The sequence below is a fragment of the Streptomyces zinciresistens K42 genome, from assembly GCF_000225525.1.
Classification (GTDB): Bacteria; Actinomycetota; Actinomycetes; order Streptomycetales; family Streptomycetaceae; genus Streptomyces; species Streptomyces zinciresistens.
Genome location: NZ_AGBF01000145.1, coordinates 1 through 17121 on the forward strand (window position 1 = coordinate 1; position 17121 = coordinate 17121).

The following is a 17121-nucleotide window of genomic DNA, read 5'->3' on the forward strand; positions in this document are numbered from 1 at the left end:
CGGTGCGCGGCGCCCGCCACGGCCGCCGGCCCGACCCTGAGCACGCCGCCAGCGCCGCCCGCGCCGCCCGTGCCGTCTGGGATTCCGGCACCCCACGCCCGCGTGCCCGGCGCCGCGACCGCACCCGCCTCCCCCGCGAGGAGCTGACCGGCCGACCGGCAGCGAGGCCCCGGCCGCCCTCGGGCGCCGGGACCCGGCACACCTCCCCACATCTCGCCCGTGGAGCACACCACATGCACGTTCAGCACCGCGCGCGGCACGACGCCGCGCGCGTCACCCTGCTCACCGAAGGCACCTACCCGCACAGCCACGGCGGCGTGAGCGTCTGGTGCGACCAGCTCGTCACCGGCATGCCCGACATCGAGTTCGACGTCATCGCCGTCACCGGCACCGGACGCGAACCCCTCGTGTGGGACCTGCCCGGCCATGTGCGCGGCGTCCTGCCGGTGCCCCTGTGGGGCGCCGCGCCCGACGGCCGCCCGCCGCGCGGCCGTTCGGGCAGGCAATTGGCCGACGCCTACGAGCGGTTCCTGACCGCGCTCGTCGACCCCGCCGCCGAAGCGGGCTTCGCGCCCGCCCTGTACACCCTGGCGGCGCAGGCCGCGGCGGGCCGGCTCAGCCCCTTCCTGCGGGACGACCGCGCGATCGCCGTCCTGACCGCCGTATGGAACCGGCCGGGGCTCGCCGTACGCGAGGCGCGGCCGTCCCTGCACGACGCGCTCACCGCCACCGCGCTGCTCGAACACGCGCTGCGCCCCCTGGCCGCGCCGCCCCCGAGGTCCGGGGTCGCGCACGCCGTCAGCGGCGGCCTCGCCGTCCTCCCCGGGCTCGTCGCCCGCGAACGGCACGGCGTTCCGCTGCTGCTCACCGAGCACGGCGTCTACCTGCGCGAGCGCTACCTCGGCCACCGCACCGCCACCTACCGCTGGCCGGTCAAGGCGGTCGTCCTCGGCTTCTTCCGGCTGCTGGCCGAGGAGAGCTACCGCAGGGCGGCGCTGATCACCCCCGGCAACCGCTACAACCGGCTCTGGGAGGAGCAGGGCGGCGCCGACCCGGCGGCGATCCGCACCGTCTACAACGGCGTCGACCCCGCCGCCTTCCCGCCGGCCGGCCCCGAGCCCGACACCCCCACCCTGAGCTGGGCCGGGCGGGTCGACCCCATCAAGGACCTGGAGACCCTCATCCGCGCCTTCGCGCTCGTCCGCGACCGGCTCCCGCAGGCCCGGCTGCGGCTGTTCGGCGGCACACCCCGGGGCGGCGAGACCTACCGCGAGCGCTGCGAGGCCCTCGCCGCCGCCCTCGGGCACGGCGACGCGGTGCGGTTCGAGGGCCGCGTCGACGACATCAAGGACGCCTACGCCGCGGGCAGCGTCGTGATGCTGTCCAGCATCAGCGAGGGCTTCCCGTTCACCCTCATCGAGGCCATGTCGTGCGGCCGGGCGACCGTCTCCACCGACGTGGGCGGCGTACGCGAGGCCGTCGGCGACACCGGCCTCGTGGTGCCGCCGCGCGACCCCGCCGCGATGGCCGCCGCCGCACTGGAACTGCTCGGCGACCCCGCCCGGCGCGGGGCCATGGGAGAGGCCGCCCGCCTGCGGGTGATCGAGCAGTTCACCCTGCGCCAGACCATCGACACCTTCCGCGCCGTCTACCGCGAACTGGCCGCGGGCAGGACCGAGCCGCCCGCCAGAATCGTGCTGCCCTCCCCGGCGGTCACCGGCGCGGGGAGCCTCACGCGATGAGCGGTCCGATATCCCTCGAACCCGGCGGCCCCGAACGGGACACCCTCGCGCCGCGCTCGGCCGTGCCCCGGCAGCCGCGCCGCAGACCCCGCTGGGCCCTGGACGACGCCGCCCTCGCGGCCGTGCTGCCCCGCCGCGGCCCCGACGAGCAGGCGGTGAACGCGCTCGCCGCCGAACTCGCCGACGCCGTGGGACCCGCCGTCCACCCCTACGAGGTGGCCGCGCTGCTGGAGGCGGACGGCATGCCGGCCTCCCTGATCAAGGAACGCTACGGCCACCGGGACCTCTTCTCGCTGGCGACGGCGCTCTACGAGCGGGTGCCCCGCACCTTCCCCGAACCGCCGCCCCCCACCGACCCCTGGCGGCCCGACACCGTGCGCTGCCTGCTGCGCGGACTGCTGTTCGCGCTGCCCGCCCTCGCCTACCTGCTCACCGCGCCCCTGTGGCCGGTCCAGCGGTACGCGCCCGCGCTCGTCGTGGCGGGCATCGCCTCCTGGGCCTGGGGCCAGGCGCTCGGCCACCGCGCGCATCTGCGGCTGGCGACCGGGCGCCGGGAGGCGTCCGCCACCCTGCTGACCGGCTCCCTGCTGGGCACCGCCACCGCCACGGCCCTCGCCGTGCCGTTCGCCGCCGACGCCGCGGCCCTCGCCCTGGCCGCCGGGCAGTCGCTCTACCTGGCGGGCGCGGGTGTCCTGCTGGTCCTGGCCCGTGAACGGCTGCTGCTGGCCGCGCTCGGCCCGCTCGTCGCGGGCGCCGCCGTCCTCCCGTGGTGGGAGCCGGGCCCCGCGGTGCGGATCACGCTGCCCGTGCTGGCCCTGGCCGCCACCTGGACGGCGGCCGGCCGCGTCCTGTGGACGGACCGCGCGGCGGCGGGCGCGAACGGAGTCCCCCGCCCGCGGCTGCTGTCCTCCGTGCCCTACGGCCTGTTCGGGTTCGCCGCCGCCGTGCTCGTCATGCTCCTCGGCCGGGGACAGCCGTACACGGTGATCGCCCTGACCCTCAGCATGGGCCCGGCGGAATGGCTGCTCTACCGCTACCGGGGCTGGAGCGTCGCGGCACTGCGCGCCAGCGCGACCCCCACCGGCTTCCTGCTGCGCTCGACCGGCGTCCTCGCCCTCTGCCTCGGCGCCTATCTCCTGCTGCTGCTGCCCGCGGCAGTCCTCACCGGCTCCGGACCGGGCACCCTGCTGCCGCTCGCGGCCGCCCTGTGGACCGCCCTGCTGCTCCAGGCGTTCGGCATCGCCTGGCCGCCCGCCCTGCTCTGCCTCGCCGCGGCCGGTACCGCCGCGGCCGGTGCCCTGCCCGGCCCGCCCCCCGCACCCGCCGCGCCGCTCCTGCCGCTGGCGTGCGCCGCGGCCGCCGTCTGCCTCACCGCCTGCGCGATACGCCTGCTCGGCAGGCCGTCGCCGCACGCCTGACCAGCCCGCACGCACCTCCCCGGACCGCAGACCGCCCCCGCGCCCCGGCGCACGGACCGGCCCGCGCCCGGCAACCACCAGAAAGGGAAACAGAGTTGACCTCCGCACCGCTCGCAGCAGTCACCGGAGCCGAAGGCTTCATCGGCTCGCACCTGACCGAGGCGCTCGTCGCCCGCGGCCACCGCGTCAGGGCCATGGCCCAGTACAACTCCTTCTCCTCGTACGGCTGGCTGGAGACCCTGCCCGCCGACGTGCTCGACCAGGTGGAGATCGTCCTCGGCGACGTGCGCGACCCCGGCTCGGTGCGCGGCCTCCTCGACGGCGCCGACTGCGCCTACCACCTCGCCGCGCTCATCGCGATCCCCTACTCCTACCAGGCGCCCCACAGCTACGTGGACACCAACGTCACCGGCACCCTCAACGTCCTCGAAGCGGCACGGGCCCTGGACACCCCCCGCCTCGTGCACACCTCGACCAGCGAGACCTACGGCACCGCGCAGACCGTGCCGATCACCGAGGACCATCCCATAAACACCCAGTCCCCGTACGCCGCTTCGAAGGCCGGCGGCGACCGCCTCGCCGACAGCTACCACGCCAGCTTCGGCACCCCGGTGGTCACCCTGCGGCCCTTCAACACCTTCGGCCCCCGCCAGTCCATGCGGGCCGTCATCCCCACCGTCATCGCCCAAGTCGCGGCCGGGGAGCGCACCCTCACCCTCGGAGACCTGCGCCCCACCCGCGACTTCACCTACGTCGAGGACACCGCCCGCGCCTTCCTCGCGGTCGGCACCGCACCCGCGGAGCGGGTCGTGGGGCGCACCTTCAACGCCGGGACCGGCGGCGAGATCTCCGTCGGCGACCTGGTCGCCCTCATCGGCAAGGTCATGGACGCCCCGCTCGACGTCCGCGAGGACAGCGCCCGCCTGAGACCCGCCGCCTCCGAGGTGATGCGGCTCGTCGCCGACGCCGGCCGGCTGACCGCCGCGACCGGCTGGCAGCCGGACAGCACCCTGGAGGAAGGGCTCGCGCGGACCGCCCGGTGGTTCACCGACCCGGCCAACCTGGCCCGCTACAAGACCGGCATCTACAACATCTGACCGAGCGGCACGTACCTCAGGAGGTATGCCATGCACGCAGTGATCCTGGCCGGTGGGAAGGGTGTCCGGCTGCGGCCGTACACCACCGCGCTGCCCAAGCCGCTCGTCCCCATCGGCGACCAGCACGCGATCCTGGAGATCGTGCTGCGCCAGCTCTCCGCGTCCGGCTTCACCCACTGCACCCTCGCCATCGGCCACCTGGGCGAGATCATCCGCGCCTACGTCGGCGACGGCGGCCAGTGGGGCCTGCGCGTCGACTACGCCACCGAGGAGAGCCCGCTCGGCACCATGGGCCCCCTGCTCACCCTGCGCGAGCGGCTGCCCGAGCACTTCCTCGTCATGAACGGCGACGTCCTCACCGACCTCGACTACGCCGACCTGCTCCGCAGCCACCGGGCGTCGGGCACCCCGCTGACCATCGCCACCTACGCCCGCAAGGTGCACATCGACTTCGGGGTGCTGACCACCGACGCCGGCCGGGTCGTCGCCTTCACCGAGAAGCCCAGCGTCGACTACCGGGTCTCCATGGGCGTCTACGGCGTCTCCCGCGCCACCCTCGACGACTACACCCCCGGGCTGCCGCTCGGCTTCGATGAACTGGTGATGGACCTGCTCGCCTGCGAACGGCCCCCGCACGCCTACGAGTTCGACGGCTACTGGCTCGACATCGGGCGCCCCGACGACTACGACCGCGCCAACGCGGAGTTCACCAGCCGCAGGTCGCTCCTGCTCAAGGGGGCCTGAACCACCGTGCACATCCTCGTACTCGGCGCGACGGGCTTCCTGGGCCGGCACGTCACCGAGCGGCTGCGCGCCCTGCCGGACGCGCGGGTGCTGCTCGCCGGCCGCTCCCGCGCGGCCGACGTCACCGTCGACCTCGCCGCCGACCGCCCGCAGGAGATGGCGGCGGCGCTGGCGGAGGCCGCGCCCGACGCCGTGGTCAACTGCGCGGGCGCCACCGGCGGCGACGCGGTCACCCTCGCGGAGGTCAACGCCCGCGGCCCCGCCGCCCTGTGCGCGGCGCTGCGGACGGCGGCGCCGGGGGCCCGCCTGGTCCATCTGGGCTCGGCCGCCGAGTACGGCCCCACCGGTCCGGGGCTGCGGGTCACGGAATCCGCGCCGACCCGCCCGGCCGGCCCCTACGGCGCGACCAAGCTGGCCGGCACGGTGGCGGTGACCGCGTCCGGACTGGACGCCGTCGTCCTGCGGGTGGGCAATCCCGTGGGCCCGGGAGCCCCGGCCACCGGGCTGCCGGGCCGGGTCGCCGCCCTGCTCGCGGAGGCCGGGGACGACCCGGGGGCGACACTGCGCCTCGGCGACCTCTCCGCGCACCGCGACTTCGTCGACGCGGGCGACGTGGCACGGGCGGCCGTGCTCGCGGTGACCGCGGCGCGGCCGCTGCCGCCGGTGCTGAACATCGGCGGCGGCGACGCCCGCCCGGTGCGGGACCTCGTGCGCTGCCTGGCCGACGCGGCCGGCTTCCGCGGCCGGATCGCCGAGGCGGGCGGCGGATCCGCCCGGTCCGCGCGGGTGTCCTGGCAGTGCTCGGACATCACCGCCGCCCGTGAGGCCCTGGGCTGGTCCCCGGCGCACCGCCTGGAGGAGTCCCTCGCGGCCCTGTGGGCGGCGGCCCGCCCCCGGGAGCGGGCCGGCGAGGAGGTTCCGGCGCGGTGAGCCTGCTGATCCCGCTGTACGTGCATCCGGCCGAGGACCCGGGGGCCTGGCACCGGCTCGCCGCCCGCGCCGACAGCACCTACGGCGTCGTCATCAACCCGGCCGACGGGCCCGGCCGCCGGCCCGACCCGGCGTTCGTCACGGCGGCCAGGGCGCTGCGCGAGGCGGGCGCCCGGCTGCTCGGGTACCTCGACACGGACTACGGGGCCCGCGAACCCGCCGAGATCACCGCCGATCTGCGCCGGCACCAGGAGTGGTACGCGGTCGACGGCTGCTTCCTCGACCAGGTGCCGGCCGCCGCGCACGGGCTGCCGGACTGCCGTCGCCTGGTGCGTTCCGTGCGACGGCTCGGCGCCTCGCCCGTCGTCCTGAACCCGGGCGTCCACCCGGCGCCCGGGTACGCCCGCCTCGCCGACCTCACGGTCACCTTCGAGGGCCCCTGGTCCCGCTACGTGTCGGACTTCAGCCGCCCCGCGTGGACCGAACGGCTCCCCGCCGAGCGGCTGTGCCACCTGGTGTACGGCGTGCCCGGCCCCCTGGTGCCGCTCGCCCTGCGCACCGCCCGGGAGCGGGGCGCCGGAGTGTGCGGGCCGGTGACGGGCGAACCGCCCAACCCCTGGTCCGGGCTCACCCCCGCGCTGACCGAGACGGAGGGCTGAGGAGGCCCGCCCGGGACGCGGCTCCGGAGCCTCGGCGGGCGGCGTGCACACCGGACGCCGCGGCACCGGAGCCGCCGCCCTAGCCGCCGGCGCCGCCCGCTCCCATGACGACCCGGATGGTCTTCCCGGCGGCCGTGGGGGTGACGGTGACGTGCCCGCCGAGCCGCAGGACGAGGGGCCAGCCGAAGCCGCCCGGCGTGGCGGAGCCGTCGCGGGCCACGGCACGGGGCGGGACCGGTGAGGCGTCGCTCACGCTCACGGTGAGCGTGTCGGCGTCGAGCCGGGCGTCGAAGGCGGTCAGCCCGCCCCCGTGCCGTACGGCGTTGGTCACCAGCTCGGTGACGACGAGCAGGATGTCGTCGACGACCGCCTGGGGGGACGCCTGTCCCGGCGTCGCGGCGCGCTGGAGGAGCCGGCGGACATGGGAGCGGGCCGCGGCCGCGGTGGCGGGCCGCCGCGGCGGGTCGTCGGCCACTCCCGCGGGGGTCACCTCTCCTCCTTCGTGCCCCACGTGCCCGTAACACCCCTTTCGCTGTTCGCTCTTGCTGCCCCCACGATGAACCGTCAGGAGCGATGAGGGCTGGCTTCCGCGCGGACCAGGGCCATGGCCGCGGTCAGCCGGGGTGCCGTCGTGAAGACGCGGGCGGTGTCGGTGAGGTCCAGCAGACGCCGCACGAGCGGCGGGACCCCGGCGAGGACGAACGCCAGACCCGCCCGCTCGTGCTGACGCTGTGCCGTGAGCAGGGCGTGCAGCAACGAGGAGTCGGCGAAGGCCAGTTGGGACAGGTCGACCACGGTGGCGCGGGCCGCGCCGTCGCGCGCGGCGCTCAGCGCGGCGGTCACCGTGTCGGCCTCGTCGGCGTCGAACTCTCCGGCGATCCGCACGACCCGCACACCGTCGACCATGATCTCGGTGATCTCGGCTTCGTCGTTCACCGGGGCATTCTCGCAGGTCGAGCGGTTTCGAGGAAGGCGGGGGAGGGCTCCGCCCCCGGGAGGGGCGCACGTCGCCCCGCGCGCCGCCGTTCCGGGGGCGCGGCGCACGCGGTCACGGCTGCCGAGGGGGCAGCGGCGGACGGGTGGCCCCGCCCTGCCCGGACTCGTCCGCCCGGTCGGTGAACAGGTCCGCCGTGCCGGTCATCTCCAGCAGGCGCTGCAAGGCTGTGGGCCGGTTCTCCAGGTGCAGCCGCGTCGCCGACCCGGACGCCGCCCGGTGGATCATGAGCAGGGAGGCCAGCCCCAGGGAGTCGCACAGGGTCATCCGCGCGCAGTCGAGATGCAGCCGGCGCGGCGGGGGCTCGGCGCCCAGGCACAGCCGCGCCGCCGCCGTCAGTTCCTCGGCGGTGTCCCAGTCCAGATCGCCGGTGATGCTGATGCGGGCGCCGCCCTCGGCGTCCAGGGACGTGGCCAGGTCGAAGATGTGGTCCGGTGATGTGTTCATGCGCTGCTGTCGGGTCCGGGAACGGGCGGACGGGCGTCGCGCCGCCGCAGGGTCTCACGGCCCCGGGCGAGGAAGCCCAGGGCCCGGGGGAAGTCCTTGAGTTCCTCCTCAAGGAGGACGAGGCAGGGGTCGAGTACACGTGAGGGTACGCGACGCGCCTCCAGGATGTCGCCGGTCCAGTCGAGGAAGCCGGTGAACAGGTCCCCGTCGTCGGTGTACAGCGCGCACCCCAGGAACTCCACGACGTGCGCGACGTCCTCGGCGGTGCGCTCGTGCTGGGCGTCGGTGTACGCGCGCATCGCCGGCACCCGCTCCAGCAGTCCGGCCAGCGCGTTCTTCACCAGCTGCCGCCTGCTGCGCAGGACGAGGGTGTACTCCTGGTCCGCCAGGTGCGGCAGGTCCTCGATGCTCTGCCGGACGGCGCCGCGCGCGGGGCGGCGCAGGCCCCGGCCGAGCAGTTCGGCCGCGGCCCGCGCGTCGGGAGCCCAGGCGTCCGCGCCCAGGAGGCGGGCGTAGCGGCCGTCGAAGCCGAAGGCGGAACCGCCCGCGACGACCGGGATCGCGAGGGCCTGCACGGCCGTGATCGCGGTGTGCGCGGCCGGCAGCCGCAGCGGGATCGAGGAGGACAGGGCCACCGCCGTGGGCGACGTGGAGTGCAGATGCGCGATCAGGTGCGGGGTGGGCACCTGGGCGCCGAGGAAGTCCACCCGGTAGCCGCGCCCGCGCAGCACCTCGGCCAGCAGCCGGGCGGGCAGCGCGTGCCACTCGCCGTCCACGCACGCCACCGTCACGGTGCCCGCCGCCCCCGTCGGCGACGGCTCGGGGATCCGGTGGGCCATGGCCGCGATGATCCGGTCGTGGATCGCCGTGGCGGAGTGCTCCTGGGCCACGCTGAACCGGTTCTCGGCCCACGCCCGGCCGACCTCGCGCTGGACGGCCGCGATGACGTCCAGCAGGACGTCCTCGGTGCCCGCGCCCGAGTCCAGGGCGCCGAACACCGCCCGCGCCGCCGCGTACTCGTCGCGGGCGCACACCGCCTGCCACAGCTCCCGGCGGGCACGCGCCAGGGTGTCGCCCTCTGCCGCGGTGAGCGCCTCGGTCATGTGGTGTACCTGCCCGGCGTGTGCCCGTCCACGGCGGTCAGGTGCGTCGTGCGGGGCGCCGTGATCGCCATGACCGCGATGTCGTCGTGGCGGTTGTCGCCGATCCACTCCGCCACGAGCATGTGGACCCGTTCGACGACTGCCTCGGCGGGCATGCCGGCGCACTCCGCCAGCGCGGCCCGCAGCCGCCGGTCCCCGAACATGACGTCGCCCAGGGGGCCGCCGCGCGCCTCGGTGACCCCGTCGGTGAACAGCAGGCAGCTCTCGCCCGGCCGGAGGTCGACCTCCGCGCTCGTGGCCCTGACGTCGGGCAGCGCGCCGATCAGGGTGCCCGAGGTGGCCGCCTCCTCCACGGTGCCGTCGTGCCGCACGATGAGCGGCAGCGGGTGGCCCGCGCTGGTCAGGCTCAGACGGGTGGTCCCCTCGCGGCGCAGCACCGAGGCGAGCACCAGCGTGGCGAACCGCGTGTGACGGCTGTTCAGCAGCGCGCCGTTGAGCATCCGCAGCAGTTGCAGATGGTCTCCGGCCAGCGGCAGCAGCGCCTGGAGGGTGCTGCGGATCTTGCCCGTCAGCACGGCGGCCTCCAGGCCCTTGCCGCACACGTCCCCGAGGACGGCGAGGGTCTTCTCGCCGGGCCCGGTCCCGGGATGGACGTCGTAGAAGTCCCCGCCGACGCGCTCGCTGTCCTGGGAGGCGCGGTAGGCCCCGGCGAACTCCACGCCGTGCACCCGCTGCAGCATGGGCGGCAGCAGCTCGGCCATGAGCGTCGCCGTGATGCCGCTCTGCTCCATGTACAGCCTGGCCGCGGACAGCGCCGCGCCGGCGCGGGCGGCGAAGACCCGCGCGAAGACCTCCTCGGAGGTGTCGAAGGCCGCGTGGTCGCTGCGCCGCAGCAGGATCAGCGCCCCGGCGGGCACGCCGTGGCCGGGCAGCGGGGTGACCACGACGGAGCCCACGGGGCCGCCGAAGCCGCCCGGCACCGCCCAGTCGGGCAGCGAGGCGGGGTCGATCCACCGCGACGGCACCGGCGGGAAGCCCTGGAGGGCCTCCGCCAGGCCGGGCACGGCGGAGGGGTCGATGCGCGCCAGCAGGTGCTCGACCTCGCCGTCGACGCACGTGGCCAGCGGGTGGCGCCTGCCGGAGGCGGGGGCGACCAGGACGGCGGCGTCGGCCAGGAACTCGGCCGCGAGCTCCACCGCGACCTCCATGCACCGCTGCGAGTTCAGCGAGGCCAGCAGCCGGCTGGAGGCGTCGGCGAGGAACGCGGTGCGCTCCTGCTCGCTCTTCAGCGCCGCCTCGGCGAGCGCGCGGTCGGTGTCGTCGACCAGCCACCACACGATCTGTCCGTCGACTCCGCGCGTGGGATGCGCCTCCAGCGACCACTGCGCGTGCCGGCCGCGTGCGGAGCCCCCGGGACCCGCCGCCGGTTCCCCGGCGCCCTCCGAAGCCCGGCCGTGGGCCTGGACGAGCCAGTCCGGTGCCACGTCGGCGAGCGGCACGCCGGCCGCGGCCCGGGGGAAGAGTCCCGCCGCCCGCGCGTTGACCTCCACGACCCCGCCGTGCGCGTCCACGACCAGCGCCGGGTAGGGCGCCCGCATCCACGAGGCGCCCACGGACGACAAGAGGCCCTGTCCCGCGTGCGCGGGAGGCCGTTCCACACGCGTCATGATCGTCAGCCCCGTGCTGTGCGGGGCCGTCACCTTTCACTCGACGACACGTCCCTGACACCCTCTCGCACAATGCGCCGGTCCATCAATCGGCCGGTCAATCTTCACAATCCGGTCACATCGCCGGTGTGAGGGGGTGAACACCGGTCCGAGTGCCCGGTCCCGCACGCCTCAGCCCTCAACGGCCCGTGCCGTGTCCTCCGGGTCGGCCCGGACGCACCACGGGGACCGCTCCGGGTCCCGCGGCTGCTCGCACCGGCCCCGTACGGCGACCCGGACGCGGCAGCGCGGTGCGGCCCCGCTACGTCACCCGGACCCCGACGATGCAGGTGTCGTCGTCGGTGTCGGACCTGCTGTAGGTCAGCAGCCGGTCCAACTGCTGCTCCAGCGTGGGCGGCACCGTGCGCGCCGCCGCCAGCAGCTGGGTCAGCGACTCCTCCACGGACCGGTCCCGGCGCTCGATCAGACCGTCGGTGTACATCAGCAGGGTGTCGTCCACGGCCAGCTGCACCTCGTGCTCCTCGTACACCGCCTCGGGCACGGCGCCGAGCAGCAGGCCCTTGACCAGGGGGAGCGGCGTCGCGTCGCTGCCTCGGACCAGGACCGGCGGCAGATGGCCGGCCCTCGCCCAGCGCAGGGTGTGGTGCTCGGGGTCGTACAGCCCGCACACCGCCGTCGCGGTGACGGCGCCCGTGAGGTGGTGGGCGACCATGTTGAGCCACGACAGCAGCTGGGCGGGACCCGCTCCGGTGACGGCGAGGCCGCGCAGCGCGTTGCGCAGCACCACCATGGTCGTGGCCGCGTCGATGCCGTGCCCGGCGACGTCCCCGACGCACAGCAGCACCAGCCGCGACGGCAGCACCACGGCGTCGTACCAGTCGCCCCCGACGAGGTGCTGGGTCTCCGCGGGCCGGTAGCGGACCGCCACCCGCAGCCCGGGGGCGTCCAGCGGCGCCTGCTCCGGAGGCATGATCGCGTGCTGCAGCTGCAGGGTGAGCCGGTTGCGTTCGCTGGCCTGCTGCTCGGAGTGGGCGAGCTGGTCCCGGGTGGCCGCCAGGGCGACCTCGGTCCAGTGGTGCGCCGAGATGTCCTGATAGGCGCCCCGCACGACCAACGGCCTTCCGTCGGAGTCGAGTTCGGGCTCGGCCACCACCCGGATGTGCCGGGTCACGCCGTCCGGCCGCATGAGCCGGAACGCCGTGGACGCGGCACGCCGGTGGTGCAGCAGGGTGCGCAGGAACCGCCCGATGGCGACCGCGTCGTCCGGGTGGGCGTGCGCGGCGAGGTCCTCCAGCGGGACGGGCCCGCTGGACAGCGGCTTGCCGTACAGGCCGTGGAGCTGGGCGTTCCAGGTGATCTCGCCGGTGAGGAGGTTCTCCTCGAAACCGCCGATGCGGCCGAGGCGCTGGGCGTGCTGGAGCAGGCTCGCCAGCCGGGCCGTCTCGTCCTCCATGCGCCAGATGAGCAGCACGCAGCCGCCGTGCCGGCTGGCGTTGACGTCCGCGACCGCCGCCAGCGGGACGTCGTCGACGAGCGCGGTCAGCCGCATCCGGCGGGCGCGGAACGGCTCGCCCGTGGCGTACACCCGCTCGATCTGCTCGAACAGCTCGCTCTCCCCGGCGACCATGGGGTACGCCTCCAGCAGCAGGGAGCCGCTGACGGCGCTGCGCGGGCGGCCGCTCGGGTCCAGGAAGCGGGCGTTGACGTGGTGCACGCGGAAGTCGGCGAGTTCCCCGTCGGTGTCCAGGTGCGGCACGAGCACCAGGGCGGGGTCGTGGAGCCCGTCGGCGAGGTCCATCAGCTCCGCGACGTCCGGCAGCACCCCGCAGCGGGCGTCGCCCGCCGGGTGCCGGGCGGAGGACGTCTCCAGCGTGTGGGCGCACAGTTCCGCCAGCGCCTCGACCTGCCGGACGATCTGCGGGGACTGGGGCTCCAGCCGGGTCGGCCAGACGATCTCCAGGACGCCGTGGATACGGCCGCCGGTCCCCGCCGGCACGGCGACCCGCCCGCCGTCGGGATGGTGGTGACGGCCGATCGAGGGCAGCCCCGCCTCCGACAGGCAGCCGATCCAGTGGCCGGTGCGTTCGCCGCCCAGCCCGCGCCGCGCCACGGTCGCCACCCCCGGCGGGACGTAGCGCCAGCGGTCCGCCTCCGCGGGCGAGAACCCGGCGCTGCCCGCCAGGGTGAGCGAACCGTCGCCGCCCAGCGCCCAGATGGCCACCGCCTCCGCCCCGAGCGGGCGCAGCGCGTGCTCCATCAGCGACTGCGCCACGGCCTGGGCGTCGTCCGCGGCCAGCGCGCCGCTCTCGGCGGCCCGCAGCCGTACGGCGGAGGAGTCGCCGAGAGCGGTCTCCCCGGCGGGGGCGCCGCCCGCCGTGTTCGCGAGGAACGCGTCCGTCACCTCCGAGAGCCGGTCGCGGGACGCCTGGTTGATGACCTCGACCGCGAAGGCCAGCGGGGACACGCCCGCCTGCTCGGTCAGCTCGCCGAGCTGCCGGGCCGCCTGGGCGGGACCGCACCCGAGCCGCTCGACGAGGATGCCCTTGGCCAGTTCGATCAGGGCCCGCCCGTCCGCCTCCGCCTGGGCGGTGCGCACCTCCTGGCGCAGCCGCTCCACCGTGGCCGCCAGCCGGCCGACGGGGGAGTGCGGGCGGCTCGCGCCCCGCCCGTCGCCGCCGCGGGCGACGGGTACCGCGGACCGCGGCGGAACGCCGGGCGCCGGTGCGGTGCCCGCCTCGGCCGGCTCAGGGGATTGGCTCACGGTTGACCTGTTCGTCGGCGGGGACGTCCGGGGACGCCGGGTGGTCGGCGGCGGGGCACGGCGGCCCGCCGGTCACACGCTCAGCCAGCGCTGGACGCGGCCGATGAGGTCGTCGGTGTCGACGGGCTTGGTGACGTAGTCGTTCGCCCCCGACGCCAGGCTCTTCTCCTGGTCGCCCGGCATGGCCTTGGCGGTGACCGCGATGATGGGCAGCCGCGCGTACTGGGGCATCGCGCGGATCTCGGCGGTGGCGGCGTACCCGTCCATCTCCGGCATCATCACGTCCATCAGGACCAGCGACACGTCCTGGTGGGCGAGCAGGGTCTCGATGCCCCGGCGGCCGTTGTCGGCGTGCAGGACCTGGAAGCCGTGCAGCTCCAGGGCGCCGCTGAGCGCGAAGAGGTTGCGTGCGTCGTCGTCGACGACCAGGACCGTGCGGCCGAGGAGGGCGTCGTCGACGACCCGGGCCCTCGCACGCCGCGGCTCCTCGGCGCGCACCAGGGACAGCACGTCCCCGGGCTCCTCGGCGGACAGATGCAGGGTGATGCGCTCCCGCAGCTCGTCCAGGCTGGAGAGGAAGTCCAGCGGGCGGCCGGCGGCCCGCGAGCGCAGCAACTGCTCCTGGGCCAGGTCCACATGGTGGCCGGTGTGCACCAGCACGGGCACGCTCGCCAGGGCCGAGTCGCCCTCCATGGCCCGCAGCAGGCGCGCGCCCTCCTCGTCGGCCATGCCCAGCTCCAGCACGACGCAGTGGCAGGGCTCGGCGGCCAGCGTGCTCGCCGCCTCCTGCGCCCCGACCGCCGTGATGATGTCGATCGCCCCGAGCGGGTCGCCGGGGTCGGGCGCGAGGTCGGCCACCGCGCGCTCGGCCACCAGGCTCAGCAGGCCGCGCGTACGGCCCTCGACGACCAGCAGCCGGCGTCTGCGCGGCTCGGGCGCCCGGACGGCGGCCGTCTCCGCGGCGGCGGACGGCGGCAGTTCGGCGGCGCCGTGCCGCGCCGGCTGCTCGGCCGGCCGTCCGCCGTCCGGCAGACCGGCGAAGTCCGCGCGGGCGACGGGCAGATGGAGTGTGAAGGTGCTGCCCCGGCCGGGTGTGCTGTCGACCGTGACCGCGCCGCCGAGCAGGTGCGCGATCTCCCGGGTGATCGACAGTCCGAGGCCCGTGCCGCCGTACTTGCGGCTCGTGGTCCCGTCCGCCTGCTGGAACGCCCCGAAGATCGTCTCCAGTTGCTGCTGGGGGATGCCGATGCCGGTGTCCTTGACCCGGAACGCCACGACGGGGCCGCCCCGGTGGACGCCCGCCGGGACCTCCCGGTCCGCGGCGGGCTCGATACGCAGCTCCACGCCGCCCTGCTCGGTGAACTTCACCGCGTTCGACAGCAGGTTGCGCAGCACCTGGCGGAGCCGGGAGCCGTCGGTCAGCAGGTCGACGGGGGTGCCCGGCGCCGTGGCCACCGTGAACTCCAGGCTCTTCTGCGAGGTCATCGGGCGGAACGTCGCCTCGACGTACTCCAGCAGCTCGCGCAGCGGGACCCGCTCCGGGGTGACGTCCATCTTGCCCGCCTCGACCTTCGACAGATCGAGGATGTCGTTGATCAGCTGCAGCAGGTCGGAGCCGGCCGAGTGGATGATGCCCGCGTACTCGACCTGCTTCGGCGTGAGGTTGCGCGAGGGGTTCTGGGCCAGCAACTGCGCCAGGATCAGCAGGCTGTTGAGCGGGGTGCGCAGTTCGTGGCTCATGTTCGCCAGGAACTCCGACTTGTACTTCGACGCCAGCGCCAGCTCCTGGGCGCGGGTCTCCAGTTCCTGGCGGGCCTGCTCGATCTGGAGGTTCTTCGCCTCGATGTCGCGGTTCTGCGAGGCGAGCAGGGACGCCTTCTCCTCCAGTTCGGCGTTGGAGCGCTGGAGTTCGTCCTGCTGCACCTGCAACTCGGCGGAACGCGACTGGAGTTCGGCGGTCAGCCGCTGCGACTCGTCCAGCAGCTCGTCGGTGCGCGCGTTGGCCACGATGGTGTTGAGGTTGACGCCGATCGTCGGCATCAGCTGGGCGAGGAAGTCCTCGTGGATCTGGGTGAAGCGGGTGACGGACGCCAGCTCGATGACACCGAGCACCTGGTCCTCGACGACGACGGGCAGGACCGTCAGCGCGGTGGGGACCGTCCGCCCGAGGCTGGAGGAGATCGTCACGTAGCCGGGCGGCAGTTCGTCCACGCTCACCGGACGGCGGTTGCGGGCGGCCTGGCCGACCAGGGACCGTCCGACCCGGATGCGCTCGGGCCGGTCGGTGTCGTCGGGATAGCCGTAGGACCCGACCAGCCGCAGCTCGGGGCCGCGCGGGCTGTCCTCGGCGAGGTAGAAGGCGCCGTACTGCGCGGAGACCAGCGGGGAGAGCTCGTCCATGATCAGCTCGGCGACGACGGGAAGGTCGCGGTGGCCCTGCATCAGGCTGGAGATCCGGGCGAGGTTGGTCTTGAGCCAGTCCTGCTCCTGGTTGGCCCGGGTGGTCTCGCGCAGGGACCCCACCATGGAGTTGATGTTGTCCTTGAGCTCGGCGACCTCGCCGGACGCCACCACGGTGATCGACCGGGTCAGGTCGCCCTCGGCGACGGCGCTCGCGACCTCGGCGATGGCCCGGACCTGGCGGGTCAGGTTGCCGGCCAGCTCGTTGACGTTCTCCGTCAGCCGCTTCCAGGTGCCCTCGACGCCCTCGACCTCCGCCTGTCCGCCGAGGCGGCCCTCGCTGCCGACCTCGCGCGCGACGCGGGTGACCTCGGCCGCGAACGACGACAGCTGGTCGACCATCGTGTTGATGGTGGTCTTCAGCTCCAGGATCTCGCCGCGCGCGTCGACGTCGATCTTCTTCGACAGGTCGCCGCCCGCCACCGCGGTGGTCACCAGGGCGATGTTGCGGACCTGCCCGGTGAGGTTGTTGGCCATGGAGTTGACGTTGTCGGTGAGGTCCTTCCAGGTGCCCGCCACGTTCGGCACCTGGGCCTGTCCGCCGAGGCGGCCCTCGGTGCCGACCTCGCGGGCGACGCGGGTGACCTCGTCGGCGAACGCGGAGAGCGTGTCGACCATCGTGTTGATGACGTCCGCGAGAGCCGCGACCTCGCCCTTGGCCTCGACGGTGATCTTCTGCGACAGGTCGCCGCGTGCGACGGCGGTGGCGACCTTGGCGATGGAGCGGACCTGGCCGGTCAGGTTCGACGCCATCACGTTGACGTTGTCCGTCAGGTCCTTCCAGGTGCCCGAGACGCCCCGGACGATGGCCTGTCCGCCCAGGTTGCCCTCGGTGCCGACCTCGCGGGCGACGCGGGTGACCTCGTCGGCGAACGCGGAGAGCTGGTCGACCATCGTGTTGATGGTGGTCTTGAGTTCCAGGATCTCGCCGCGGGCGTCCACGGTGATCTTCTGGGAGAGGTCGCCCTGCGCGACCGCGGTGGCCACCTGGGCGACGTTGCGGACCTGGGCGGTGAGGTTGCCCGCCATGAAGTTGACGGAGTCGGTGAGGTCGCGCCAGGTGCCCTTCACGCCCTTGACGTCCGCCTGTCCGCCGAGG

13 protein-coding genes are annotated in these 17121 nt (G+C 74.9%); 6 read left to right on the forward strand and 7 right to left on the reverse strand.

The features are described 5' to 3' along the window. Window positions 1-233 precede the first annotated feature (233 nt). The 6 genes from pelF (at window position 234) to SZN_RS27470 (ending at window position 6590) form a co-directional block, all read left to right on the forward strand. The gene (pelF, locus tag SZN_RS27445) at window positions 234-1742 is read left to right on the forward strand and encodes a GT4 family glycosyltransferase PelF (RefSeq protein ID WP_007501233.1); all 1509 of its coding nucleotides are present in this window, start codon (window positions 234-236) and stop codon (window positions 1740-1742) included. Beyond that, window positions 1739-3160 (forward strand): hypothetical protein, encoded by a 1422-nt coding sequence (locus SZN_RS27450; protein WP_007501235.1) that lies wholly within the window; start codon window positions 1739-1741, stop codon window positions 3158-3160. Before pelF ends, SZN_RS27450 begins: the two co-directional genes overlap by 4 nt. A 95-nt stretch (window positions 3161-3255) precedes the next feature. Then, window positions 3256-4257, forward strand: coding sequence for a GDP-mannose 4,6-dehydratase (locus tag SZN_RS27455; RefSeq protein ID WP_007501237.1), 1002 nt, complete (start codon window positions 3256-3258; stop codon window positions 4255-4257). Window positions 4258-4287: 30 nt separating this feature from the next. Beyond that, window positions 4288-5001, forward strand: a complete 714-nt coding sequence (locus tag SZN_RS27460) for a nucleotidyltransferase family protein (protein WP_007501239.1) — start codon at window positions 4288-4290, stop codon at window positions 4999-5001. A 6-nt stretch (window positions 5002-5007) separates the two neighbouring features. Continuing rightward, entirely contained in the window at window positions 5008-5931 is a 924-nt protein-coding gene (locus SZN_RS27465) for an NAD-dependent epimerase/dehydratase family protein (protein WP_007501241.1), read from the forward strand. After that, on the forward strand, window positions 5928-6590 hold the full coding sequence (locus SZN_RS27470) for a spherulation-specific family 4 protein (RefSeq protein WP_043733460.1): 663 nt from the start codon (window positions 5928-5930) through the stop codon (window positions 6588-6590). The genes SZN_RS27465 and SZN_RS27470 overlap by 4 nt, the downstream gene beginning before the upstream one ends. A 79-nt stretch (window positions 6591-6669) precedes the next feature. Here SZN_RS27470 and SZN_RS27475 read toward each other — a convergent pair whose 3' ends face one another. The 7 genes from SZN_RS27475 to SZN_RS27505 all read right to left on the reverse strand — a co-directional run. Next, a complete protein-coding gene (locus tag SZN_RS27475; protein ID WP_063741773.1) occupies window positions 6670-7080 on the reverse strand; it encodes an ATP-binding protein in 411 nt (136 codons plus the stop codon). Window positions 7081-7154: 74 nt separating this feature from the next. Further along, entirely contained in the window at window positions 7155-7526 is a 372-nt protein-coding gene (locus SZN_RS27480; protein WP_007501247.1) for an STAS domain-containing protein, read from the reverse strand. A gap of 112 nt (window positions 7527-7638) precedes the next feature. Continuing rightward, window positions 7639-8031, reverse strand: a complete 393-nt coding sequence (locus SZN_RS27485; protein WP_007501249.1) for an STAS domain-containing protein — start codon at window positions 8029-8031, stop codon at window positions 7639-7641. Then, window positions 8028-9134, reverse strand: coding sequence for a cobalamin B12-binding domain-containing protein (locus SZN_RS27490; RefSeq protein WP_007501251.1), 1107 nt, complete (start codon window positions 9132-9134; stop codon window positions 8028-8030). Before SZN_RS27490 ends, SZN_RS27485 begins: the two co-directional genes overlap by 4 nt. Beyond that, window positions 9131-10801 carry a PP2C family protein-serine/threonine phosphatase gene (locus SZN_RS27495; RefSeq protein ID WP_043733464.1) on the reverse strand — a complete coding sequence of 557 codons (1671 nt, stop codon included), beginning with the start codon at window positions 10799-10801 and terminating at the stop codon, window positions 9131-9133. Before SZN_RS27495 ends, SZN_RS27490 begins: the two co-directional genes overlap by 4 nt. 301 nt (window positions 10802-11102) lie before the next feature. Further along, complete coding sequence (locus SZN_RS27500; protein ID WP_007501255.1) at window positions 11103-13562, reverse strand: SpoIIE family protein phosphatase; 2460 nt, start codon at window positions 13560-13562, stop codon at window positions 11103-11105. Window positions 13563-13634: 72 nt separating this feature from the next. Beyond that, window positions 13635-17121 (reverse strand): HAMP domain-containing protein (locus SZN_RS27505; protein ID WP_007501257.1); only part of this gene is annotated, 3487 nt, incomplete at its 5' end.